The sequence below is a fragment of the Corynebacterium minutissimum genome, assembly GCF_016889765.1.
Lineage (GTDB): Bacteria > Actinomycetota > Actinomycetes > Mycobacteriales > Mycobacteriaceae > Corynebacterium > Corynebacterium minutissimum_B.
The window spans coordinates 864,613-886,988 of sequence record NZ_CP069533.1 but is presented as its reverse complement, the minus strand read 5'-3'; the positions used below and the strand labels follow the sequence as shown (position 1 = coordinate 886,988).

Sequence of the window (22,376 nt, the reverse complement as noted above, 5' to 3'; positions counted from 1 at the left end):
TATCTTGATGCAGTGTAGACGGGGCTAGGATGGTTGTCATGCGTCCTGAACTTTCTTCCTACACCCACATCGCCTCCGGCAAGGTGCGCGATATTTACGATATCGACGACAACACCCTGCTCATGGTGGCCTCCGACCGCATCTCCGCCTATGACCATGCGCTGGAACCGGCCATTCCGGACAAGGGGCGCGTGCTCACGGCGACCTCGATGTTTTTCTTCGACGCCATCGATTTCCCCAACCACCTCGCCGGCCCGCTCGATGATGAGCGCATCCCCGAGGAGGTCCTCGGCCGCGCCATGGTGGTGCAGAAACTCGACATGTTGCCCTTCGAGTGCGTCGCCCGCGGCTACCTCACCGGGTCAGGGTTGAAAGAATACAAGGAATCCGGCAGCGTGTGCGGCGTCGAGCTGCCCGAGGGGCTCACCGAGGCTTCCCGCCTGCCCGAGCCCATCTTCACCCCGGCCACCAAGGCGGAGCAGGGCGACCACGATGAGAACGTGTCCTTTGACGTAGTCGTGGACAAGCTCGGCCGCGAACGCGCCGAAGAACTGCGCGAGGCGACCCTGCGCATCTATGCCATAGCAGCCGCGTTGGCGGAGGAGAAAGGCATTATTTTGGCGGATACGAAGTTCGAGTTTGGCGTCGATAAGCACGGCACCCTGGTGCTGGCTGATGAGGTCCTCACCCCGGACTCCTCGCGCTACTGGCCGGCCGATACCTATGAGGAAGGCAAGGTCCAGCCCTCCTTTGACAAGCAGTACGTGCGCGATTGGCTCACCAACTCCGGCTGGGACAAGGAGTCCACGCCGCCGCGCCTGCCCGAGGACGTTGTCCAGGCCACCCGTGCGCGCTACGTTGAGGCTTTTGAGCGCCTGTCCGGAACCACTTTTAAGGAGGCTGAATGAACGCACCGATTGCTGCTAAGCGCCCGGTCACCCGTGAGTTCCACGGCCGCAGCTTCGTCGATGACTACGAGTGGCTGCGCGAGAAAGACTCCCCGGAGACTCGCGAGTACCTTAAGTCGGAAAACGCTTATACCCAAGAGCGCACCGCACATCTGGAGACCTTGACGGAGAACATCTTTACTGAGGTCAAGTCCCGCATCAAGCAGACGGACATGTCCGTGCCCCAGCGCCGCGGTAAGTACTGGTACTACGGCCGCACCGAGGAGGGTCAGGAGTATGGCTACAGCTGCCGCATCCCGGTAGCGGAAGGCTCCGATCCGTGGACTCCGCCGACCATCCCGGAGGAGGGTGCGCCAGAAGGGGAGCAGGTGCTTCTCGACGTCAACGCGCTCGCCGAAGGCCATGACTTCTTCGCCCTAGGTGCCTCCACGGTGAGCGATTCCGGGGACTTGCTGGCCTATTCCGTCGACGTGGCCGGTGATGAGCGCTTTGAGCTCTTCATCAAGGACCTGCGTACCGGTGAGCTGTTGGAGGACCGCCTTGAGGGAATCTTCTACGGTGCGACGTGGGTAGGGGAGGAGTTCATCTTCTACACCACCGTCGATGACGCCTGGCGCCCGGACACCGTGTGGCGCCACCGCGTCGGCACCCCGCAGTCGGAGGACGTCGTGGTCATGCGCGAGGAGGATTCGCGTTTCGGCATCGGCGTGGGCACGACCCGTAGCGAGAAGTACATCATGATTGTCTCCGGCTCAAAGACGACGAACGAGGCATGGGTACTTGAGCAATCTACCCCAGAGGGTGATTTCCGTTGTCTGTGGGAGCGCGAGACCAGCGTGGACTACGACGTTGACCACGCGATTGTGGACGGCACTGACTACTGGGTTGTCACGCACAATGCCACCGGCCCCAACTTTGAGCTCGGCTACTGTCCGGTTTCTGCAGAGCTGCCGGCGCTGCGCGAACTCACCGTCCTCATACCGCATGATGACACCGTGCGCATTGAGGGCGTGGATTGCTACCGCGACCAGATTGTCGTGGGCTATCGCCGTGGCGGTATCGGCCGTGCGGCGGTGATGGATGTGCGCCAAGGTTGGGCGCGCTTCGACGAGCTTCACTTCAACGAGGAGCTCTACACCGTTGGCGTGGCCGGTAACCCTGAATGGGATGCGCCGGTGTTGCGCGTGAGCTACACCTCCTTCATCCAGCCAGCCCAGCTCTTTGATTACCGCGTGGCCACCGGGGAGTACACGCTGCTCAAGGAACAGGAAGTCCCTGGCGGCTATGACAAGGATGAGTACGTGGCCTATCGCGTCTGGTCTGAAGCGCCTGACGGGACGAAGGTTCCGGTGTCCATCGTGCACCGCGCGGACCTAGACCGCACGCAGCCGAACCCGACGCTGCTCTTCGGCTACGGCTCCTATGAAGCGAACATGGACCCGTATTTCTCGGTCTTCCGTTTGTCCCTCATGGATCGCGGCATGATTTTTGCCATGGCGCACGTGCGCGGTGGTGGGGAGATGGGCCGCAACTGGTATGACGATGGCAAAATGCTAGCGAAGAAGAACACGTTTACTGACTTCATCGCAGTGGCCGATGACCTCATCGCGCGCCGGGGGACCACGCCGGACACCTTGGTAGCGGAGGGCGGTTCCGCCGGTGGCCTGCTCATGGGCGCGGTGGCGAACATGGCGCCGGATAGGTTCAAGGCCATCGAGGCCAACGTGCCTTTTGTGGACCCGCTGACCTCGATTCTCATGCCGGAGCTGCCGCTCACGGTGGTGGAGTGGGAAGAATGGGGCGACCCGTACCACGACCCGGAGGTCTACGACTACATGGCCTCCTACTCGCCGTATGAGAATATTGTGCCGCAGAAGTATCCCAATATTCTGGCGCTGACCTCGCTCAATGACACCCGCGTGCTGTACGTAGAGCCAGCGAAGTGGGTAGCCAAGCTTCGTGACGTCGCCACCGGCGGCGAGTTCCTCCTCAAGACTGAGATGGCCGCCGGCCATGGCGGTGTATCGGGCCGTTATGCCAAGTGGAAGCAGAGCGCGTTTGAGTATGCGTGGCTGATTAACCAAGCTACGGGGGCGGAGGCTTAAGCATCACCCCCGCTCGGCGCGCGGCGGCGCGGTGGCTGTGCGATAATTTTTCTTATGCATGGCCACCTTTTGGTTTCGATTTCCAGTATTTTTGATGACACCCGAAGCCAGGCCTCCAGTCTGCTCAAGCAGCTTGATAAAGCCACAATTCCTGTTTCGTTGCTTGTGGCGCCGCACATTGATGGCAACTGGCACCTGGCTAAGGATTCGGCGACACAGTCGTGGTTGCGGGAGCAAGCTGAATCGGGCCGAGTGCTCATTCTCAACGGCTTCGACCAAGCAGTTCAGGGCCGCCGCGCTGAGTTTGCCAACCTGGATGCGCACGAGGCACGCCTGCGCCTGAAGGGGGCGACCCGGCAGATGGCAAAGATCGGCTTCGAGCCCACTATCTTTGCGCCGCCGCGCTGGCGCATGTCGGAAGGCACGCTCACCGTCCTTCCCGAGTTTGACTTCGACTTCGCCGCCTCCACCCGCGGTATCCATGACCTTCGCTCCGGCGAGCTCCACCAAGCCCGCAACCTGTCTTTTGGTGAGGGCTTTGGCTCGGCCAAGTGGTGGCGCCGCAACATCATTCGCGCTGCAGAGCGCTCCGCTGAGCGCGGTAATACCGTGCGCTTGTCCATTTCTGGGCGCAACCTTGATGACCGTAAGGTCGTCTCTGATTTCCTCAAGGCCGCCGAGCGCGCCGTCGCTGCGGGTGCCCGCCCCGCCGACTATTCCGTTTTTATGCACGCCGAATAGCCCACCAACCTTCTTCTTGTTGGCGGGTTTCATCGTTGCGGCGCGGGCGCGTGCGTGCAGGCGATTAGCCTGCACGTGACGGGTCGGCCGGCTGGCCTGTTCCTGGCGGCGGGTCGGCCGGCTGGCCTGTTCCTGGCGGCGGGTCGGGTGGTCGGCTTGTACTTGGCGGCGAGTCGGGTGGTTGTCCTGGGGTTTGTTCGGCGGCGAGTCTTGCTGTGGCTTCTTGGTATTCGGGCATGGCGGTTATCGGTGTACCCCAGGGCGGGATGTAGCTCACCCCGGTATTCAACCGGAACATGTAACCACGCCCAGTGGGGCGTTTGGGGTCATCGTCGTTAATGCCGTTGTGGTAGGCGCATAGGAAGGTGAGGTTTTTAATGTTGGTAAAACCTCCGGCCTGCCAGGGGATGAGGTGGTGGACTTCGCAGTAATCGGCTGGTTTGTTGCAGCCGGGCCTAGAGCAGGTTTGGAATTCAGCTGCCAGGCTGATGCGTTGTTTCCAGCTGGCATGCCGCTGAATCCTATAAGAGTTCACCGGGCCTTCCAAAGGGTGGATGATGGTGGCGTAGCCAATCTCGGCAAACTTGTAGGCCAAAAAGTCTGCGCCGGTCATGCGTGCGCCGTTGGTGAGGTTAAGTTCGATTTCCTCCCCATCCCCGTTGATGATTTGGTCGAGTTCGTTGAGGGTGACAACGACTTGGGCATGTACGGCGGGTTTGGTGCCAATACCGCCGGTGACAATGACGGTGCGGGCAGCATCAAGCAGGTTTGTTTTGTTGACGGATTCTAACGTGCCTCTGATATCAGCGATGACGGTGGGGGTGTCGGTGATGGTGATGGAGTTAGGTCCCTTAGAGCGGTAGGTGAAGCGTACTCCGGGTTTAGCGGTGCGCTTGGACTGAAGTTCTTTTAGGCGTGTGGTGGCAACCTGGCGGATTTTGTGGGCGGGGGTGCCGGCAAGCTTGATGCGTAGGTTCCAGGCATCGAGGTCTTTTTTGACTTTGGCGGTGTAGGACTCAATCAGGGTGAGAACGCTAAGGCTATGTTGTTGTGCCACCGCGGCAGCACGTGCTTTGCGTTGTTTGCCGGTAAAGCGAGTGTGCCCGAAGTAGGTGCGGTGAAGGTGGGAAAGCTCAGTAGCATCACTGGTGTCGGCGCCGAGTGCGCGTAGCTCGTCGGGTGAGCTGGTTGCTTGTTCCACTAGCGCGATCCCCGAGTTGCGGTAGTGGAAGTAGGTTTCTAGTACCCCCATGGCCACGAAGCTTAAAGCAGGGCCACCAACCCCGCAACCGGAACGAGAAAAGCCCCTCTGACGAGGGGCTTAACCAGGCTGAACTGAGACGCTCAGTAGTGAGCTTTATTCAGACTCGGTTGGTGCGCAGGCTGCGGCGATGATACCAAGTGCAGCCAGCAGACCAATGCCACCAGCGGCGTACTGAGCCTCACGCGGGAAATTGCGAGTAATCGACTCAATCTGCTTCTTCACTGGCTCAAGGCCCGGGATGTTGAGCTTTGCGCCGAAGCTGCCGAGGAAGGCCAGCGGAATGGCGAGTGCTGCTGGGATGGTGAGGCCGAGGACCGTCGGCAAGCAGCGCTCGCTCACAGAGGAACCACCTGCTGGGGCGGCTGGCTTGTCGCCGGACTTGACGGTTTCTGAGGTGCCGTCGGTGTAGGTGATAACGAGGTTACCGTCGGCATCCGTGGTCACGGACTTAATTCCGCGTCCGTCTTTGCCGTCCTTGCCGTCTTTACCGTTTGCGCCATCGGTGCCGTCGCGGCCTGGTGCGCCATCGAAGCCATCGCGGCCCGGAGTGCCCTGGTCGCCCTTCGAGCCAGCGAGGGTGCCGAGGATTTCAGAGGTGCCGTCGGTGTAGGTGATGATGAGCTCGGCCTTGTCGTTGGTGGCTACAGACTTAATTCCGCGGCCATCCTTGCCATCGGTACCGTCCTTACCGTCCTGGCCGGGTTCGCCCTTGTCGCCCTTGTCGCCGTCCTTACCGTCGGCGCCGTCTTGGCCATCCTTGCCATCGGAGCCGACGACCTTGCCAGCATCCTCGGTGGTGCCGTCGGTGTAGGTGATGATGAGATGTCCATTGTCGTCAATGGTGACGGACTTGATGCCGCGGGCGTCGTCAGTCGGCGCTGGATCCTCGGACGGGTCGCAGTCCTTAAGATCGTCAGCGGAGCGCTCGACGGTGCCGAGGTTGAAACCTACCTTGACCGGGTCGTGGTCGGAAGAACGGTACGGGTTGTCAGCCTCAAAGACGTCGCCGCCGGTGTAGTTGCGGCGAGAGTACTCCATGGCAATCGGCTCATCGGAGTTGATGTTCCAGGTCTGTGCAGCCTGGGCATCGACGTGCTCGTTGGCCAGAATGTGGTCGAGGGAGCCGAGGCGTCCGGAGAACTGGTAGGAGGCCACGTCCTGCCAGTCCTCTTCTGCGTTGAGCTCCTCTACCGGGATGGTGTAGCCAGCGTTGCGGAAGATGGAGATGGCGTCTTCCTTGGAGTAAGAGTTCAAGTCACCCATGACGAAGGTGGCCTTCTCCTGCCACTGCGGCTGCTTGGACAAACCATCGAGGACAGCCTGGGCGTGGGCATTGCGCACGTTCGGGTTGTTGCCCTGGCCGTCGCCGGTGTCCTTGTCACCGTTTGCCACGGAGCCCTTGGACTTGAAATGGTTGGTGACCACCACGAAGGAATCCGGGCCCTTAGCAGCGCACTTGTCCGGCGCCGGCACGAACTCGGCAGCGAGTGGGGTGCGGGCGGTGCCCTTGAAACGCTCGTCCTCCAGCAAGGTGGCCTCACCTACTGGCTGGACGCGGTCCTTCTTGTAGATGATCGCAGTGCGGATGACGTCCGTATCGGCTGATGCGTTCGCCGGGGCCTTAACGTAATCCCACTTCTCAGAACCCGCGCGGGTATTGAGCTCACCCACGAGGTACTTCACGGCATCGTCGTAGGAGCCACCCACGGTATTCGCGGCGTTCTCAATCTCAGACAAGCCAATGACGTCGGCATCGAGGCCCTCCAGCGCGGTGAGGATCTTGCCCTTCTGGTCGTTGAACGCAGACTCCGACCACGCGCCGCGGAAGGTGCCGCTATCAGAACCCACACCGTTACCGAAACGGTCCTTGTACGCCTTCGCGCCGTTGTCCTCACCCAAGTTGATGAAGAAGTTCAGCACGTTAAACGCCGCCACGGTGTAGTCGCCTTCCACCTGCGGGGCCTCCGGACGGGCCGGGTCCCACGTAATCGGTAGGTCTGCGGTGGCAGAGTCACCGGTAATCTTCGTGGTGGGCTGGAAGCGCCACTGGTTGTGGCCGTAGCCCAAGATGACGCCGGATTCCGCAAACTCCACCTGGTTGGTGGTGCGGATGGTCTTCACATCCGAGCCGTTCTGCATGATGTACGGCAGCTTCGTCGACGCACCATCGCGGGTGAAGTCACGGGTAGAGCCGTCGTCGAGGATGACGTACTTCGCCGCGTTAGAGGCTTCCATGTCCTTTTGTTCCTGAGTACCCGGGGAGACGATATCGGTAGGTTGGCGCAGCGCCTCCGTACCCGGAGCCAGGCCCAGCTCGCCGTAACGGTTGAGGCCGTAGTTATCAGTCACCGTGTGCACGCCCGGCTTGAGCAGCATGGATTCGAGCTTCTCATGGTCCTCATCGCCCTCGGGTAGGGCATCGATGGCAAGCGGCTTGACGGGATCGAGTGCGGTGTCGAGGACGGAGCCTTGGGCCAGGGCGATTTGGGTCTGGCCGTAGTACTCGTCGACGGAACCGGTGACCTCGACGGATTCCCCAATCTTTGGGTAGAAGCCAGTGCCACCGGAGTAGACGAAGACAGCCTCAGAGGCCTCGGTCGGTGCGGTGGCACCCGTGCCCGGGGTCTGGATGGTGAAACCGTTGAGGGATTTCTCGCCCTTCCACACGGCGGTGACAACGCCCTGGGTGGTGACGGTCTGGCCCTTGAGCGGGGACTCTGCGCCGGTGCCCTGGATGTCCGGGATGGTGACGGTGGAACCCGGCTCGGCCGGTGTTGGGTTCTCCGGTTGCGGGTCCTCTGGCGCGGTTGCGCCGCCGCCGGATTTCGGTGTTGGGGCGGCGGTGCTGAAGTCGGCAGCGTTGTCGTCGGTGTCGGTGCCGGCCTCGTTGCGTTGCGCGGAGGTGGTGTTGCTCAAGGCAGGTGTGGGGGAGCCTTCGCTTATCGACGCCTCCCCGTACCCCACCACGTCAACCTCGGCCCCGGAGGCGTCGTAAAGCTTCACCGAGCCCTTGGAACCGGACATGCTGAGACCGCCCTCAGCATCCGGAGTGGGCAGCGGCTCACCAGCGCCGCCGCCACCTTCCTGGATGAGGTAGTAGCCGCCAGCCGGGATGGAACCGTTAAGCGTGGTCTTTCCGCCGGAGTTGCCCTTGGAAGAGAAGTACTCCACGGACCAGCCGGAGACATCAGTGGCGGTATCCGTCGGGTTGTAGAGCTCAATGAAGTCGTGGGTAAACGGGGCGTTCTTGTTACCGCCGCCGCCATACACCTCAGAAATCACGGCGGTGGAACCGTCCACCGCAGCAGTGGCCTGAGGGACTACCACGCAGGTGGAAACCAGCGCGGCGATGGCGAGCGAGCCAATTCGCTTGAGATGCATGAGAAGAGTCCTTGAATCGGGGAGATGAGTGACAGTGAATCTTGTTCTACTCGCTAGTTGCGTAGTGCGATACCGGAGAGCCGAGAGCGGGCTGGGGGTTAAAGAGAGATTGTCCAAGAATTCTTCACTCGTTTAGGGGTTGTTCATCCCCTGAGGATTCGCCAAACCTCCCCGGTTGCGCGATAGACTGACGGGGCACTCATACTCACGCACAGTAAGGCAAAATTTTCATGGCTCGTGTAGTTGTCAATGTCATGCCCAAGGCCGAGATTTTGGACCCACAGGGTCAGGCCGTCGTTCGCGCGCTGGGGCGCCTGGGGGTTGCTGGTGTCAGCGACGTGCGCCAGGGCAAGCGTTTCGAAATCGAGGTCGATGATTCTGTGAGCGCCGAGGAACTGGAGAAGGTTGCCTCCACGCTGCTGGCGAACACCGTCATCGAGGACTACGAGGTCATTCAGTAATGAAGATCGGCGTTATTACCTTCCCGGGCACGCTTGACGACGTCGACGCGGCCCGCGCCGCCCGCACCGCCGGCGCCGAAGTCGTGTCCCTGTGGCATGCGGACGAAGATCTGCGCGGCGTTGATGCTGTCGTGGTTCCCGGCGGCTTTTCCTATGGTGACTATCTGCGCTCCGGGGCAATTTCGGCGCTGGCTCCGGTGATGCGCGCGGTCGTCGAGGCTGCGAATAAGGGCATGCCGGTGCTGGGCATTTGCAACGGCTTTCAGATCTTGACTGAAGCGGGCCTATTGCCCGGCGCTTTGACCCGCAACCAGGGCTTGCACTTCCACTGTGTGGATACCTACCTTGAGGTTGCCAACGCTGAGACGGCGTGGACTCGCGAGTTCGAGCAGGGCCAGCGGATCCTCATTCCCGCCAAACACGGTGAAGGCCGCTTCCAGGCGGATGCAGAAACCGTGGAGCGCTTGGAGGGCGAGGGCCGCGTGGTTTTCCGCTATACCGATAACTTCAACGGTTCGATTAATGACATCGCAGGTATCACCAATGAGGCCGGCAACGTGGTGGGCCTCATGCCGCACCCGGAGCATGCCATCGATCTACTCACCGGCCCGTCCACCGACGGTCTGGGTTTGTTTGTGTCCGCCCTCAAGGTCGTCGCTTAGCAAGCGCCGACGGTTATAAGGAGAAACAATGACCGTACACAACGACACCGTCGAGCAGGCCACGCAGCAGTCGGACCTGGAGCAGCCTTACCGCGAACTTGGTCTTAAGGATGATGAGTACGCCCGTATTCGCGAGATCCTGGGCCGTCGCCCTACTGACGCCGAGTTGACCATGTATTCCGTGATGTGGTCGGAGCACTGCTCCTACAAATCTTCCAAGGTGCACCTGCGCTACTTCGGCGAGACCATGACCGAGGAGATGGGCTCGAAGATTCTCGCTGGTATTGGTGAGAACGCCGGCGTGGTGGACATCGGGGACGGCAACGCGGTGACCTTCCGCGTGGAAAGCCACAACCATCCGTCTTATGTGGAGCCGCACCAGGGAGCGGCCACCGGCGTGGGTGGTATCGTCCGCGACATCATGGCGATGGGCGCGCGCCCGATTGCCGTTATGGATCAGCTGCGTTTTGGTCCCGCTGATGCCGCGGATACCAAGCGCGTCCTGCCGGGTGTAGTCGATGGTATTTCGCACTACGGTAACTGCTTGGGCCTGCCCAACATTGGCGGCGAAACTGTTTTTGATGAGTCCTATGCGGGCAACCCGCTGGTCAACGCGCTGTGCGTGGGCACGCTGAAGGTCGAAGACCTCAAGCTCGCTTTTGCCTCCGGTACCGGCAACAAGGTCATGCTCTTTGGCTCGCGCACCGGCCTCGATGGCATCGGTGGCGTGTCCGTGTTGGCTTCTGACACCTTCGAGGACGGCGCGGAGCGCAAGTTGCCGGCGGTGCAGGTGGGCGACCCGTTTGCAGAGAAGGTCCTCATCGAATGCTGCCTGGACCTGTACAAGTCCGGCATCGTTGTCGGTATCCAGGATTTGGGCGGTGCGGGCCTGGCCTGCGCGACCTCCGAGCTGGCTGCCTCCGGTGACGGCGGCATGGAGATCAACCTGGACAACGTTCCGCTGCGTGCGGAGAACATGTCCGCTGCAGAAATCCTGGCTTCTGAGTCCCAGGAGCGCATGTGCGCCGTGGTGACCCCGGAGAACGTGGAGAAGTTCAAGGAGATCTGTGCGCACTGGGATGTCACGTGCGCAGAAATCGGTGAGGTCACCACCGGCGACCACCTCATCATTCGCCACCAGGGCGAGGTAGTGGTGGATGCCCCTGCCCACACCATCGCTAATGAGGGCCCAGTCTATGACCGCCCGTATGCTCGCCCGGAGTGGCAGGATGCGCTGCAGGAGTTCCAGGGCGTCGAGAAGCAGGATCTCACCGTGGCCCTGAAGAAGCTCGTGGCCTCTCCGGCGCTGTGCTCGCGTGACTTCATCACTGAACAGTATGACCGCTACGTGCGCGGCAACACCGTGCAGTCTCACCACGCCAATGCTGGTGTGCTGCGCATTGACGAGGAGACCGGCCGTGGCGTGGCCGTTTCTGCTGACGCTTCTGGTCGCTACACCAAGTTGGACCCGAACATGGGCGCCCGTTTGGCGCTGGCAGAGGCCTACCGCAACGTTGCCGTCACCGGTGCCCGTCCCGTCGCCATCACCAACTGCCTCAACTACGGCTCGCCGGAGAACCCGGACGTCATGTGGCAGTTCCGCGAGTCCGTGCATGGGCTTGCCGACGGCGCCGTCGAGCTCGGCATCCCCGTCTCCGGCGGCAACGTCTCCTTCTACAACCAGACTGGCGAGGAGCCGATCTTGCCGACGCCCGTCGTGGGCGTCCTCGGCGTCATCGATGACGTCCATAAGTCCATCGGCAACGAGCTCGGTCGCGTGGACGAGCCGGAAGTTCTCGTGCTGCTGGGTGAGACCAAGGATGAGTTCGGTGGCTCCATCTGGCAGCAGGTGAACGCGCACGAGCAAGGCCACCAGTCGAAGGACGGACTCAACGGCCTGCCGCCGCAGGTGGACCTAGCCAACGAGAAGCGCCTCGCGGACTTCTTCGTGGGTAATGAAGGCGTTACTGCTGCTCACGATGTCTCCGAGGGCGGCCTTGCCGTTACCGCATTCGAGATGGCCAAGCGTAGTGGTGTGGGCCTGAGCCTGGATCTATCCAAGGTTCACGAGGACGCTTTTGTGGCGGCCTTCTCCGAGTCCGCGTCCCGCGTGCTCGTAGCAACGACCGCTGACCGAGTCGACACCCTGCTGCACCGCGCGGAGGAGTGCGGTGTGCCGGCCGTCGTCGTGGGCCAGACCACCGACAACGGTGAGCTGGAGCTCGGCGGCGAGTCCATCGCTGTCTCTGAGCTGCGTGAGGCCTGGGCAGCGACGCTGCCGGACCTCTTCGGCCATGCGGTGGGTGCCAACTCCGTCGTGGAGTAAAGCACACGCACCGCAATGCGACCGGGCAGGGTTCTCGCTACGGAGAGGCCCTGCCCGGCTTTTTATCCTTCTTCATCTTGAACGTTTGGCAAGCTCAGAGAAGGTCGACGAACATCTTAAGAGAGTTGAGGGGAAGCGTCGGTTGAGCAGAAGCAGTGTGCAGAGGTGTCACAATGTGTATATTTACGGTCACGTAGGTTAGGACACCTGAGGGGAACGTAGCCATGACTCCACCAACCACAGTTCCGAATGACCAAGAGGCCCGCATCCAACGCACCTACTGGATGGCAGACCGTGGGCCGCGGCCACTCACGCGTGGCTGGGGGCATTTCTGTGCGGCGATTCTATCGGTCATCGCCTCCACAGTTCTCATCACGTTTGCGTGGATGACGCTGCCGTGGTGGCAGGGGCTCGCGGTAACGGTGTACGGCGTGGGCGTGGTTGGTCTCTTTACCGTTTCGGCGCTGTATCACCGCTGGCCGTGGGTATCCATGCGCGCGGTGCAATGGTGGCGGCGGGCAGATCACGCGACGATTTCGGTGTTCATCGCGGCGACTTACACGCCTTTGTGTGCCATTGTTCTGGACCCCACGCAAGCGCTATGGATGCTTAGTGCGGCGTGGGTAGGCGCCATCATGGGCGTCGTCCTGAATCTGGTGTGGATTAACCACCCGCGTTGGCTTGATGTGGTGGTTTATCTCGTCCTGGGCTGGCTTATTTTGCCGCTGCTGCCGAACCTGTGGCAGTCAGCGGGGCCGGCCGTGGTGTGGCTGCTGTTTGCAGGTGGAGTGGTCTATTCGCTGGGCGCATTGATATATGGCTTTAAGTGGCCGGGGCGCAATGCGCGGTGGTATGGCTACCACGAGCACTTCCACACCGCGACGATTGCCGCGGCGGTGGTGCACATGGTGGCCGTCTGGATGGTCGTGGCGGGCTAGCCGCTTAAGGGGCTAGGCATACGGCGGCGCCTAGTCGGTGAGGTCGTCGGCGAGGGGGTACTCGAGGGCGACGTCGTGGCATTGAACGCGCGCATTCGTTGAGCCGTTCCACTCGGGGGCAAAGCCCACGGCGCGCAGGGCTTCGACGAGCTGTTCGCCGACCTTGATGGTTGCCTCCTCGCTTTTCTCCATGGCGGAGAACCCAAAGTACAGTTCGCCGTTGTAGATAACCCGGCTGATGTCTTGGCGGTGGCAATAGACATAACCGCTGCGGCCTTCCTCCTCAGCGAGTTCGGAGCCTACCCAGACGCCGTCTGATAGATCCCAGGCCTCGTTGAATGTGAAGGAGATATCTCGTTGAGCTAGCTCCTCGCGGAGGGCATCGAGGCGCTTAACGTCCTCCGACTTCTCCGTGACCAGCCGGCCGTATTCTGCGGCGACTTCGTCAATGATGGCGTCGAAATCCTCTGGATAAGGTTCCTCATGGCTAGCCTCCCATTCGGTGGGGTCATCGAGGACTTCAATGTAGTCATTGTGGATGTCTTGGCGGGATTCGCCGTGGCAGAGCCTCAGAGCGATGTCATTGCGAAGCGGGCTTGGCTCAAGGAGATCATCGGAGGGCGGGAAGGAACTGGAGAACATTGGATGCTGTGTGGTCATAGCTCAGAGAGTAAACAGTTCTACTGGACACTGCCCGAAAACAGGGAAGACACCCCGCTCGCGAGGTGTCTTCCGAGAAATACGGTAGTGGCTTACTTGTGGAGCGGATCCACACCGGCCTCGTTAAGCATCGGGATGTTGTGAGCCTCGGCCGGAACGCCGAAGGCATCCACGAGCACGACGGACCACGGAGCAAGCGAATCAACGAGGTCGTTGATGGCCGCGCGGGCAGCCTTGATGCGGCCAGCCGGGATAAGGTTATGCTCCTGGTACCAGCCGGCGTGCTGCACGAGAGTGTCGAAGACGAAGAGGTGGCGCAGCTGCTCGAAGACCTGACGTGCCAGCGAGCCTTCCTCAAGGCGCTCTTCTGCCTCAACCATGGCCTGCACGAGCAAGGTGTCCACGCGAGCCCAACCGGCGGCGATGAGGTGGTCCTGGCACTGGTCCACGATGGCTGCAGCCTGAACCTTGTCTGCCTTCCGTGCCGGCTGAATGCGGCGCACGAGGGAGAAAAGGATGGACTGGGCGCGGTCGTCGATAAGCTTGGCCTGGTAAGTGGCATCGAACAGCGACGCTTCAGACGGGTTCACGCGGTCCACTAGGCCCTGCAGGCGGGTAGTGAAACCGTAACGGCGCTTGACCACGTCAGTAGCGGTGGTAGCGGCGTACTTCACGGTGTCCCACGGGCTCATGTCATTCATTTCACGACCGTAGGCGGTCAGCAGGTTCTTGCCCACCATCTGGATGAGAACGGTGTTGTCACCCTCAAAGGTGGAGAAGACATCCGAATCAGCACGGTACGTGGTCAGGCGGTTCTCCGACATGTAGCCGGCACCACCGCAGGCTTCACGGCACTCTTGAATGGTGCGGGTAGCGTGCTGGGTTTGAGCAGCCTTAATAGCTGCAGCTAGGGACTCCATTTCACGGGAGGCAAACTTCTGCTCTTCGGTCGGCTCCGTGACGGACCACGTGCCGGCCTCGTGCTGGTCGTTCTGCTCCTGGTAGCGCTCCAGAATCTGGTTATAGAGCAGGTGCAGCGCGTAGGTGCGTGCCAGCGGGATGAGCAGGCGGCGACGGTGCTGGCGGTGCTCGATAAGGCGCTTCTCGGCGCCGGTTGCGCCCTCGAACTGACGGCGGCGGTTAGCGTAGCGAATCGCGATGTCGAGTGAGGCCTCAGTAGCGGAACCTGCAGCGCCGGAGACGCCAATGCGGCCACGGATGAGGGTGCCCAACATGGTGAAGAAGCGGGAGTTCTTCGACTCGATGGGGGAGGAGTACTTGCCGTTCTCATCGACGTCAGCGAAGCGGTTGAGCAGGTTCTCGCGCGGCACGCGAACGTTGTCGAAGCGCAGGGTGCCATTATCGACGCCCACCAAACCACCCTTGTGGCCATGATCGCCCAAGGTCACGCCCGGCAGCTCATTGCCCTCTTCGTCGCGGATGGGGACGATGATGGCGTGAACGCCGTGGGATCGACCATCGCTGTCTGGCGTAATGAGCTGAGTGAAGACGACGGCGGCGCGGCCATCCTTGGCGGCATTACCGATGTAGTTCTTCACCGCGGTATCAGACGGGGTGTTCACCACGAACTCTTGGGTCTCCGGATCGTAGGTGGCGGTGGTCTCCAAAGACTGGACGTCGGAGCCGTGACCACGCTCAGTCATGGCGAAGCAGCCGGGCAGTTCCAGATTGGCCGCCTTCTTGACCCACTCGATGTGACGCTCGGTGCCCAGCTGGTCGAGGGCGCCGCCCCACAGACCCCACTGCACTCCGGACTTAATAGCCAAGGAGCCATCGACCCAGGCCAGGCCCTCGAGAGTAAAGGTCGAAAGGTTCGGCTTGCCAGCACCACCGTTGGCGCGGCGCAAGCCATGAGTGAAGCCGCCGAAATCACGCACCTTGGCCAGGTTGTTAAAGGTGTGCTCGCGCTGCTCGGCCATGGGCAGGTGGGACTTCGGGAAGAGTTCCGGGTCATTGAGGAAGGTGCGCAACTCGTCACGGAAGGCGGCGTGGGGGCCGTCGAGAAGCGCGCCCAGCTCCGTGGCTACGGATGGTTTTGGTGTGGAGGGCAGGCGGCGGGGGCTGCGGGCCTCGGCCTTGGGGGCGTCGTTCGAGGCGTTCTTGTTGAGGTCGACGGTGGACTTCTTATCGGAGGACTTGGTCAAAGGCATGATGGGATTTCCTTTCTGAATAAATTCTTTAGCGCTCGACGATGGCTGCGACGCCTTGGCCGCCGGCGGCGCAAATGGAGATGAGGGCGCGGCCGCCGCCGTTCTCTTCGAGAATCTTTGCAGTCGTTGCAAGAATGCGGGTTCCGGTCGCGGCGAACGGGTGGCCGGCGGCGAGTGAGGAGCCCTTGACGTTGAGCTTGGCGCGGTCGATGGGGCCCAACGCGGACTGCAGGCTGAGGCGCTCGCGGCAGTAGGTCTCGTCTTCCCATGCAGACAGGGTGGCCAGGACCTGGGAGGCAAAGGCTTCGTGGATTTCGTAGAAGTCGAAATCCTGCAGGGAGAGGTTATTGCGCTCCAGCAGGCGCGGGACCGCATAAGTAGGTGCCATGAGCAGGCCATCGGGACCGTGGACGAAGTCGACGGCAGCGGTTTCGGAATCCACGAGGAAGGCACGCGGTTCAATGTTGTGCGCGGATGCCCACTCTTCGGAGCCCAGGAGGGCGACCGAGGCACCGTCGGTCAGCGGCGTGGAGTTACCAGCCGTCATGGTGGCCTGGGCGCCGTGCTGCTCAGCGTCGCGCTTGCCGAAGACCGGCTTCAGCTTGGCCAGCGATTCCAGCGAAGAATCCGGGCGCAGGTTGGTATCGCGGTTGACGCCGAGGAATCCGGTGGTCAAGTCAGTAAAGAAACCTTCTTCCCAGGCCTTGTGGAGGTTCTGGTGAGAGGCCAGTGCGAGCTCGTCTTGAGCCTCGCGGGTCACGTGCATTTCACGGGCGGTAATAGCGGCGTGGTCACCCATGGACAGCCCGGTTCGTGGTTCGCCGTTCTGCGGCTGCTCCGGGGCGAGTTGGGAGGGGCGGATGGAGCCGATGAGCTGGGCGCGCTGTGCGGCGGACTTAGCGCGGGTGAGGTTGAGCAATGTGCGGCGTAGGTTGTCGTTAACTGCCAGCGGGGCATCCGACGTGGTATCCGTACCGCCGGCGATACCAGCAGAAATGCGACCCTGGGCAATGGCATCACCGACGTGAATGGCGGCGGCGAGGGAGGTGCAGCAGGCCTGCTGGACGTCGATAGCCGGGGTGGTGGAATCCAGCGCGGAACCGAGGACAACCTCGCGGGTGAGGTTGAAATCACGGGAGTGCTTGAGCACGGCGCCGGCAGCGACGAGGCCTAGGCGTTCGTCGTGAAGCCCGTAGCGTGCCACCAGGCCGTCGAGGGCGCTGGTGAGCATGTCCTGGTTGGACGCGTGGGCGTACTGCTTATTTGAGCGGGCAAACGGGATGCGGTTGCCGCCCAGGATGGCGACGCGGTGCTGAGGGGTGGTCATCTAATGCTCCTTCGCGGGGTGGTTTGTGCGAGTCATCGCGGTGAGAGGGGTGGAGACCCCTCAAGGAAGTGCGCATCACAACTTAAGTGATAGTGTTAGTTCTATCACTCAATTAACTAACCTTGCAACCAAGTCAACAAAGCTCGCAAGGTTGTGAAGATTTAAGAAAGGATCGCGCCACCACATGTCGCACGTCACTATTGCTGAGAAGCTCATCAACTCCCCCTTGGCCGCCAAAGCGGGTGTGCCGCAGGGCTACCCCCTCCGCCGCCACCAGGTCGGTGAACCTGCCCTCGAAGGTCCGATCGTCTTGGGCGGGCAAGGCCGTATTGTCGAGTTTCTTCGTACCCAGCTAGCCGTGGACTACCAGGTCATCGACTCAACTGCGGAAGCCAAGCGCGCTGCATTGGTCTTCGATGCCACGGGTATTGAGACCCCAGAGCAGCTCCGTGAGCTCTATGACTTTTTCAACCCGCAGATGCGCAACCTCCTGCCGTGCGCGCGCATCGTCGTGGTCGGCACCACCCCCGAGGCTGCCGATACTATCGACGCCCGCATTGCCGCCCGCGCCCTCGAAGGCTTTACGCGCTCCCTTGCGAAGGAAATGCGCAAAGGCGGCACCGTGAACCTGGTGTGGGCTGACCCAGCCGCTACCGCAGAGGTGGAATCCACCCTCCGCTTCTTCCTGTCGGGCAAGTCAGCATTCGTTGACGGTCAGGTCGTCCGCGTGAGCGCGCAGGGCGCCACGCTGCAAGGCGAACAGAACTGGGAGAAGCCGCTCGATGGCCGTCTCGCCGTTGTCACCGGCGCCGCCCGCGGCATTGGAGCCACCATTGCTGAGGTACTGGCCCGCGATGGCGCTGATGTCATCTGCATCGACGTCCCACAGGCAAGCGAGCACCTGGCCAAAACCGCCAATCAGGTCAAGGGCACCGCACTGCCGCTCGACGTTACCGACCCGCAGGCCGCCGACAAGATTACGCAGCACGCACAGGAGCGCCACGGACGCGCCATCGACGTCATCGTGCACAACGCTGGTATTACCCGCGACAAGCTCATGGCCAACATGAACGAGGGCCAGTGGGATGCTGTCCTCGCTGTGAACCTCCTCGCCCCAGTGCGTATCACCGAAAATCTCCTTGAGTCCGGTTCCCTCGCGCCGGGCGCGGCTGTGGTTGGCGTGTCCTCCATGGCCGGTATTTCCGGTAACCGCGGCCAGACGAACTACGCCACCACCAAGGCCGGAATCATCGGGCTGGTCGACGCCCTGCGTCCCGTCCTCGCGGAGAACGGCTCCACCATCAACGCTGTGGCGCCCGGCTTCATTGAAACCGCCATGACCGCAGCGATGCCGACCGCTCCGCGCGAGATTGGCCGCCGCCTCAATTCCTTGCAGCAGGGCGGTCAGCCCATTGACGTCGCTGAAACCGTGGCCTTCTTCGCTGCCCCTGCGTCTGCGGCAGTGACCGGCAATACCGTCCGTGTCTGCGGCCAAAACCTCATGGGAGCCTAAATGAACTACACCACCCTGACTGAGATTCCTGACCTGTCCGCCCTCTACCGCACACTCATGGTCGGCGCAATGCCGGTACCCGGTATCGGTGCAGGCAAGCGCACGGTCGCTGATCCCCGCACGGCCTTCCAAGTCGACAACGTTCGCGTGGACACGGAACACTTGGCCCACTACTGCCAGGCCACCGATCTGCGCTTGGGCAACGAAGCACCCGCTACCTACCCATACGCGCTGGCTTTCCCGCTGGCCATCAAGGTCATGGCCGCCAAGGACTTCCCCTTCCCAGCGCTGGGCGTGGTTCACCTGTCCAACCGCATTGAGCAGACGAGCCCGCTGCGCGTGGATGAGGCTTTCGATATCACAGTCCATGCGGAGAACCTTCGCCCGCATCGCAAGGGCCTCGTAATCGATATGGTGACCACCTACAGCGTGGCCGGCGAAGAAATCTGGCGCCAGACCTCCGCCTTCCTGGGCCAAGGCGCGAAGTTCACCAAGGACACCCCGCAGGAGGTCGCTACCCGCCCCGAGGCGGAGCGCTTCCTTGATTTCCCCGGTGATGAGGTGGGCACCTCCACAGCGACGCTGCGCTTTACCCCCGAGAGCACCCGCGTCTACGCTGAAGCATCTGGTGACAAGAACCCCATTCACGTCTCCAAAGTGGGCGCGAAGCTTTTTGGTTTCCCCGCCACGATTGCGCACGGCATGTATACCCACGCGCGGATGCTGTCCGTGTTGGAAGGCGTGCTAACTGGCAGTACCCGCATCACTGCCGACTTCTACAAGCCGGTTATCCTCCCAGCGACGACCGGAGTATACGTCGCGGCTGCTGGCGCGGACAATGCAAGCGGAGCTGGCGCGCGCGACCTCACGCTGCGCAAGGCCAAGGACCCCAGCAAGCTGCATGTCGCAGCCCGCGTGGAGCCCCTTTCTTAATCCACGTGCTGGTGCTTCGGCGCCACCACCAAGGGTTTCGGGGAGTATTTGCCGCGCAGCCCGCGCAGGATGCCGGCGTGCTCCCAGAGGCGCTTATCCTCTTCGGTGCGAGGAGTGAACTGGCGGGCCGCCAGCGGCTGCCAGTCGGCATCCATAGCCATGTAGGACACCGTCGCGTGGATAGCGGTCTGTAGCTGCTCGCGGCCGCCGCGGGGGTTGCCGGAGCGCACGTGTACCGACATCTGCATGGAGCGGGCGTCGGTACGCATCATGCGGGCATCGACTTCAATAAGGTCACCAATGTGAATCGGGCGATAGAAGCGAATACCGCCGGCATAGACCGCCACGGTGTGCTCGCCTGACCATTCCATCGTGCACGCAGAACCCGCTTCATCGATCCACTCCATCGCGGTGCCGCCGTGGACGTTTCCTCCCCAGTTGACGTCGGTAGGCTTGGCCAAAAATCGGTTGATCATGCGTGGTGCGTCTGAAGGACCGTCATACGTCTGCTTCTCCATCTCTTCCTCGATGGCCTGACGCAGCTCAATACGTGACTCAGCGGCTTCCCACACACGCTGATGTTCCGTGGATTCCGGCTGCAGCGGCGGTACCGGAACGGATTTTCCTGTCTCGGTGTCCTTGGCCACGAAAATGACGAGGCAGTCACACGCGCGGGTAAAGATGCCATCGCGTGGGTCAGCAGAGAGCACTTCGTTGACGATGTGCATGGAGGAGCGACCAGTCATGGCGATGCGGGAGCGAACCTCCACGAGGTGGCCGGAGGGGATGGGGCGTGTGAAATGGATGTGACCCACGTAGGCTGTCACACAGTAGGTTCCCGACCACTGCACTGCGCAGGCGTAGGCCGCCTTATCGATCCACTCCAAGACACGGCCGCCGCCGATGCCCTGGGCGCCAGCAATCGTGAGATCGGTGGGCGCAGCCATAAAACGCAGCGTGATGGCAGGGGACTTCCCGGTTTGTACCGGGTTCTTTTCTTCCGACAGAGTTGGTGACATGGATAAGAAAGTAGCAGGGAGAGTGCTTCACCGATGAAGAAGGCCGTTGATGCCGCCACCACCCGCGCCGCCGTGGAGGCCGTCGCGGACTGGATTCGAAACCCTGGAGAGGTAGAAAAACCAGGTCGCACCGCACTCGCGCAGGCCACGCGCACCACCGCGCGCACGCTCGAGGCGGACGCGCCGGGCCATTCGGTCGAGCTGCGAGTCCCCCCATTCGTGGCAGTTCAGTGCATCGAGGGACCGCGCCATACCCGTGGTACCCCTCCAAATGTGGTGGAGACGGATCCGCTCACCTGGTTGCAGCTGGCCACCGGCCTGTTGTCCTGGGAACAGGCGCTAGCCAGCTCGCGTCTGGAGGCCTCTGGATCCCGCGCGCACGAGATCGCGGAGTGGCTGCCCATCATTCCGTTAGTTTTCACAGACCGAAACGACTAGGATTGGCGCCGTGGTAGCTGAACACGTCCAGAGCAAGACTAAGCCGTTATCGGAGGATCCTCTCCACGATCCAGAGCCCCGTGAAGAATGCGGCGTTTTCGGCGTCTGGGCACCGGGGGAAGAGGTGTCCAAGCTGACCTACTTCGGTCTCTTTGCTCTCCAACATCGTGGCCAGGAAGCTGCGGGCATTGCGGTGGGCGATGATGACCGCATCGTGGTTTTCAAAGACATGGGCCTCGTGTCCAACGTTTTCGATGAGTCCATTTTGACGTCTCTGCACGGCAACGTGGCGGTGGGCCACACGCGCTACTCCACGGCCGGCGGCAAGGAATGGTCCAATGTGCAGCCGATGTTCGGGACCTCGCCCAGTGGCGTCGACATCGCGTTGGGTCACAACGGCAACCTGGTGAACTATCTGGAGTTGCGTGCGGAAGCCGTGGAGCGTGGGCTTGCCAAACCGCAGGAAGAGTCCGTCTCGGACTCTATGTGCTTGTCTCTGCTGCTTGCCGACGGTGTCTCGGATGACACCTCCGTCTTTGACTCGGCCCTGCAGCTGCTTCCTGAGGTCAAAGGCGCCTTCTGCCTCACCTTCACTGATGGCCACACGCTCTACGCTGCGCGTGACCCGCATGGAGTGCGCCCGCTCGCCCTGGGCCGACTGAACACGGGCTGGGTCGTGGCCAGTGAGACCTGTGCTCTTGACATTGTGGGCGCGCAGTTCATTCGTGAGATTGAACCCGGTGAGCTCATCGCCATCGATGAGACTGGTATCCGCTCTGAGCGCTTCGCAGAACCTAAGCGTCATGGCTGCGTCTTCGAGTACGTGTACTTGGCGCGCCCAGACACGAACATCAAGGGCCGTTCGGTCAATGCGACGCGGGTGGAGATTGGACGTCGTCTAGCGCGGCAGTACCCCGCGCCTGATGCGGACATGGTTATCCCCGTGCCTGAATCCGGAAACCCCGCAGCCGTGGGATATGCCCGCGAATCCGGTCTGACCTTCGCGCATGGCCTAGTGAAGAACTCTTACGTAGGCCGCACCTTTATTCAGCCCACGCAGTCCCAGCGCCAGATGGGTATTCGTCTCAAACTCAACCCGCTGCGTGAAGTGATCGACGGAAAATCCATCGTGGTGGTGGATGATTCCATCGTGCGTGGCAACACTCAGCGCGCGCTTATCCGCATGCTGCGTGAGGCCGGCGCGGCCGAGGTGCACGTTCGTATTGCCTCGCCGCCAGTGAAATGGCCGTGTTTCTACGGCATCGACTTCGCCTCCCCAGGCGAGCTCATCGCCAACGCCAACCCTTCCGATGACCCAGAGGAAGTTGCCCAGACCATTTGCACCGCCATTGGTGCAGACTCCCTGGGCTTTGTCTCCATCGATGAGATGGTGGCCGCTACTGAGCAGCCGCGCAATGAACTGTGCTGTGCCTGCTTCGATGGCAACTACCCGCTCGGCCTTCCCGCCGGTAACCCCAACGCTGAGGCCGTGCGCACCTTGCAGGGCTCGACCACGACTAACGAGTAAG

Annotated in this window: 17 protein-coding genes; 11 read left to right on the top strand and 6 right to left on the bottom strand. The window is 61.8% G+C overall.

Annotated features, from left to right (window positions below; translation table 11 throughout):
- Positions 1–38 precede the first annotated feature (38 nt).
- Genes I6J26_RS04125 through I6J26_RS04115 form a run of 3 tightly spaced genes read left to right on the top strand, consistent with a single transcriptional unit; the run spans position 39 to position 3,754 of the window.
- Positions 39–908, top strand: coding sequence for a phosphoribosylaminoimidazolesuccinocarboxamide synthase (locus I6J26_RS04125; RefSeq protein WP_181815398.1), 870 nt, complete (start codon positions 39–41; stop codon positions 906–908).
- Entirely contained in the window at positions 905–3,013 is a 2,109-nt protein-coding gene (locus tag I6J26_RS04120) for a S9 family peptidase (protein WP_115023537.1), read from the top strand. The genes I6J26_RS04125 and I6J26_RS04120 overlap by 4 nt, the downstream gene beginning before the upstream one ends.
- 54 nt (positions 3,014–3,067) lie before the next feature.
- Positions 3,068–3,754, top strand: coding sequence for a DUF2334 domain-containing protein (locus I6J26_RS04115; RefSeq protein ID WP_115023535.1), 687 nt, complete (start codon positions 3,068–3,070; stop codon positions 3,752–3,754).
- Between the two features lie 64 nt (positions 3,755–3,818).
- Here I6J26_RS04115 and I6J26_RS04110 read toward each other — a convergent pair whose 3' ends face one another.
- Positions 3,819–5,006: an HNH endonuclease signature motif containing protein gene (locus I6J26_RS04110; RefSeq protein ID WP_115023533.1), complete on the bottom strand. Its 1,188-nt coding sequence runs from the start codon at positions 5,004–5,006 to the stop codon at positions 3,819–3,821.
- Positions 5,007–5,111: 105 nt separating this feature from the next.
- Complete coding sequence (locus tag I6J26_RS04100; RefSeq protein WP_239121829.1) at positions 5,112–8,399, bottom strand: ExeM/NucH family extracellular endonuclease; 3,288 nt, start codon at positions 8,397–8,399, stop codon at positions 5,112–5,114.
- A 230-nt stretch (positions 8,400–8,629) separates the two neighbouring features.
- Here I6J26_RS04100 and purS point away from each other — a divergent pair, with 230 nt between their 5' ends.
- From purS to trhA, 4 genes are all read left to right on the top strand, one after another.
- Complete coding sequence (purS, locus tag I6J26_RS04095; RefSeq protein ID WP_039676532.1) at positions 8,630–8,860, top strand: phosphoribosylformylglycinamidine synthase subunit PurS; 231 nt, start codon at positions 8,630–8,632, stop codon at positions 8,858–8,860.
- The gene (gene purQ, locus I6J26_RS04090) at positions 8,860–9,522 is read left to right on the top strand and encodes a phosphoribosylformylglycinamidine synthase subunit PurQ (protein WP_115023531.1); all 663 of its coding nucleotides are present in this window, start codon (positions 8,860–8,862) and stop codon (positions 9,520–9,522) included. Before purS ends, purQ begins: the two co-directional genes overlap by 1 nt.
- Positions 9,523–9,550: 28 nt before the next feature.
- Entirely contained in the window at positions 9,551–11,848 is a 2,298-nt protein-coding gene (gene purL, locus I6J26_RS04085) for a phosphoribosylformylglycinamidine synthase subunit PurL (protein ID WP_115023529.1), read from the top strand.
- Positions 11,849–12,072: 224 nt separating this feature from the next.
- A complete protein-coding gene (gene trhA, locus I6J26_RS04080) occupies positions 12,073–12,786 on the top strand; it encodes a PAQR family membrane homeostasis protein TrhA (RefSeq protein ID WP_115023485.1) in 714 nt (237 codons plus the stop codon).
- A 30-nt stretch (positions 12,787–12,816) separates the two neighbouring features.
- Here the strand turns inward: trhA and I6J26_RS04075 are convergent, their stop codons facing one another.
- The 3 genes from I6J26_RS04075 to I6J26_RS04065 form a co-directional block, all read right to left on the bottom strand.
- Positions 12,817–13,446: a DUF6891 domain-containing protein gene (locus I6J26_RS04075; protein WP_115023483.1), complete on the bottom strand. Its 630-nt coding sequence runs from the start codon at positions 13,444–13,446 to the stop codon at positions 12,817–12,819.
- 92 nt (positions 13,447–13,538) lie between these two features.
- Positions 13,539–15,617: an acyl-CoA dehydrogenase family protein gene (locus I6J26_RS04070; protein ID WP_115023481.1), complete on the bottom strand. Its 2,079-nt coding sequence runs from the start codon at positions 15,615–15,617 to the stop codon at positions 13,539–13,541.
- Between the two features lie 28 nt (positions 15,618–15,645).
- Positions 15,646–16,944 (bottom strand): acetyl-CoA C-acetyltransferase, encoded by a 1,299-nt coding sequence (locus I6J26_RS04065; protein ID WP_115023479.1) that lies wholly within the window; start codon positions 16,942–16,944, stop codon positions 15,646–15,648.
- 184 nt (positions 16,945–17,128) lie between these two features.
- On the opposite strand from I6J26_RS04065, the gene I6J26_RS04060 reads away from it, so the two are divergent.
- Together I6J26_RS04060 and I6J26_RS04055 are read left to right on the top strand one after the other, a co-directional pair.
- Positions 17,129–18,457 carry a 3-oxoacyl-ACP reductase gene (locus I6J26_RS04060; protein WP_115023477.1) on the top strand — a complete coding sequence of 443 codons (1,329 nt, stop codon included), beginning with the start codon at positions 17,129–17,131 and terminating at the stop codon, positions 18,455–18,457.
- Entirely contained in the window at positions 18,458–19,390 is a 933-nt protein-coding gene (locus I6J26_RS04055; protein WP_115023475.1) for a MaoC/PaaZ C-terminal domain-containing protein, read from the top strand.
- Here I6J26_RS04055 and I6J26_RS04050 read toward each other — a convergent pair.
- Positions 19,387–20,409 carry an acyl-CoA thioesterase gene (locus I6J26_RS04050; RefSeq protein WP_039676516.1) on the bottom strand — a complete coding sequence of 341 codons (1,023 nt, stop codon included), beginning with the start codon at positions 20,407–20,409 and terminating at the stop codon, positions 19,387–19,389. The two genes, I6J26_RS04055 and I6J26_RS04050, sit on opposite strands and share 4 nt — an antisense overlap.
- A 33-nt stretch (positions 20,410–20,442) precedes the next feature.
- On the opposite strand from I6J26_RS04050, the gene I6J26_RS04045 reads away from it, so the two are divergent.
- Positions 20,443–20,847, top strand: a complete 405-nt coding sequence (locus I6J26_RS04045; RefSeq protein WP_115023473.1) for a sterol carrier family protein — start codon at positions 20,443–20,445, stop codon at positions 20,845–20,847.
- Between the two features lie 10 nt (positions 20,848–20,857).
- A complete protein-coding gene (purF, locus tag I6J26_RS04040) occupies positions 20,858–22,375 on the top strand; it encodes an amidophosphoribosyltransferase (RefSeq protein WP_115023471.1) in 1,518 nt (505 codons plus the stop codon).
- The last annotated feature ends 1 nt before the right edge of the window (position 22,376 follow it).

Coding starts and splice junctions, on each gene's coding strand:
- I6J26_RS04115 (WP_115023535.1), top strand. CDS start 3,068: ATGCATGGCCACCTTTTGGTTTCGATTTCCAGTATTTTTGATGACACC.
- I6J26_RS04055 (WP_115023475.1), top strand. CDS start 18,458: ATGAACTACACCACCCTGACTGAGATTCCTGACCTGTCCGCCCTCTAC.
- I6J26_RS04060 (WP_115023477.1), top strand. CDS start 17,129: ATGTCGCACGTCACTATTGCTGAGAAGCTCATCAACTCCCCCTTGGCC.
- I6J26_RS04065 (WP_115023479.1), bottom strand. CDS start 16,944: ATGACCACCCCTCAGCACCGCGTCGCCATCCTGGGCGGCAACCGCATC.
- I6J26_RS04045 (WP_115023473.1), top strand. CDS start 20,443: ATGAAGAAGGCCGTTGATGCCGCCACCACCCGCGCCGCCGTGGAGGCC.
- I6J26_RS04120 (WP_115023537.1), top strand. CDS start 905: ATGAACGCACCGATTGCTGCTAAGCGCCCGGTCACCCGTGAGTTCCAC.
- I6J26_RS04125 (WP_181815398.1), top strand. CDS start 39: ATGCGTCCTGAACTTTCTTCCTACACCCACATCGCCTCCGGCAAGGTG.
- I6J26_RS04110 (WP_115023533.1), bottom strand. CDS start 5,006: ATGGGGGTACTAGAAACCTACTTCCACTACCGCAACTCGGGGATCGCG.
- purQ (WP_115023531.1), top strand. CDS start 8,860: ATGAAGATCGGCGTTATTACCTTCCCGGGCACGCTTGACGACGTCGAC.
- I6J26_RS04050 (WP_039676516.1), bottom strand. CDS start 20,409: ATGTCACCAACTCTGTCGGAAGAAAAGAACCCGGTACAAACCGGGAAG.
- trhA (WP_115023485.1), top strand. CDS start 12,073: ATGACTCCACCAACCACAGTTCCGAATGACCAAGAGGCCCGCATCCAA.
- purS (WP_039676532.1), top strand. CDS start 8,630: ATGGCTCGTGTAGTTGTCAATGTCATGCCCAAGGCCGAGATTTTGGAC.
- I6J26_RS04075 (WP_115023483.1), bottom strand. CDS start 13,446: ATGACCACACAGCATCCAATGTTCTCCAGTTCCTTCCCGCCCTCCGAT.
- purL (WP_115023529.1), top strand. CDS start 9,551: ATGACCGTACACAACGACACCGTCGAGCAGGCCACGCAGCAGTCGGAC.
- I6J26_RS04070 (WP_115023481.1), bottom strand. CDS start 15,617: ATGCCTTTGACCAAGTCCTCCGATAAGAAGTCCACCGTCGACCTCAAC.
- I6J26_RS04100 (WP_239121829.1), bottom strand. CDS start 8,399: ATGCATCTCAAGCGAATTGGCTCGCTCGCCATCGCCGCGCTGGTTTCC.